At 69.0% G+C, this 1,298-nt stretch carries 1 protein-coding gene; it reads right to left on the bottom strand.

Going from position 1 to position 1,298, the window contains the following annotated elements:
* Positions 1–1,298, bottom strand: a 1,298-nt coding sequence (locus ABD879_RS32595; RefSeq protein ID WP_345025645.1) for an ATP-dependent Clp protease ATP-binding subunit, incomplete at both ends; no start/stop codon positions are given.

Genomic DNA, 1,298 nt, shown 5'->3' with positions numbered 1-1,298 from the left:
TCGATCTCGTCGAACAGCACCACCGAGAACGGCTTGCGCCGCACCTTCTCGGTGAGCTGGCCGCCCTCCTCGTACCCGACGTAGCCGGGCGGGGAGCCGAACAGCCGCGAGACGGTGTGCTTCTCCATGAACTCGCTCATGTCCAGCTGGATGAGCGCGTCCTCGTCCCCGAACAGGAACTCCGCCAGCGTCTTGGACAGCTCGGTCTTGCCCACGCCCGACGGCCCGGCGAAGATGAACGACCCGCCCGGACGCTTGGGGTCCTTCAGCCCGGCGCGGGTGCGCCGGATCGACTGCGACAGCGCCTTGATCGCGTCGTGCTGGCCGATGACGCGCTTGTGCAGCTCGTCCTCCATGCGCAGCAGCCGCGAGGACTCCTCCTCGGTCAGCTTGAACACCGGGATGCCCGTCGCGGTGGCCAGCACCTCGGCGATCAGCTCCTCGGTGACCTCGGCCACGACGTCCATGTCGCCGGCCTTCCACTCCTTCTCCCGGGCGGCCTTGGCGGCCAGGAGCTGCTTCTCGGAGTCGCGCAGGGCGGCGGCCTTCTCGAAGTCCTGGGCGTCGATCGCCGATTCCTTCTCCCGGCGCACGGCGGCGATCTTCTCGTCGTACTCGCGCAGGTCCGGCGGCGCGGTCATGCGGCGGATGCGCATCCGCGACCCGGCCTCGTCGATCAGGTCGATCGCCTTGTCCGGCAGGAACCGGTCGGAGATGTAGCGGTCGGCCAGCTGCGCGGCGGCGACCAGGGCGCTGTCGGTGATCGACACGCGGTGGTGCGCCTCGTAGCGGTCGCGCAGGCCCTTGAGGATCTCGATGGTGTGGCTGAGGGACGGCTCGGCCACCTGGATCGGCTGGAACCGCCGCTCCAGCGCCGCGTCCTTCTCCAGATGCTTGCGGTACTCGTCGAGGGTGGTGGCGCCGATGGTCTGCAGCTCGCCCCGCGCCAGCATCGGCTTGAGGATGGACGCGGCGTCGATCGCGCCCTCGGCGGCCCCCGCACCGACCAGCGTGTGCAGCTCGTCGATGAACAGGATGATGTCGCCGCGGGTGCGGATCTCCTTGAGCACCTTCTTCAGACGCTCTTCGAAATCACCCCGGTACCGCGACCCGGCGACCAGCGCCCCCAGGTCCAGGGTGTACAGCTGCTTGTCCTTGAGGGTCTCGGGCACCTCGCCCTTGACGATCTTCTGCGCCAGCCCCTCCACCACGGCGGTCTTGCCGACACCGGGCTCGCCGACCAGCACCGGGTTGTTCTTGGTGCGGCGGCTCAGCACCTGCATGACCCGCTCGATCTC

Source organism: Actinomadura keratinilytica (genome assembly GCF_039539665.1).
GTDB classification, from domain to species: domain Bacteria; phylum Actinomycetota; class Actinomycetes; order Streptosporangiales; family Streptosporangiaceae; genus Spirillospora; species Spirillospora keratinilytica.
The sequence above is the reverse complement of the archived record's forward strand: the minus strand, read 5'-3'. Positions and strand labels throughout refer to the sequence as shown.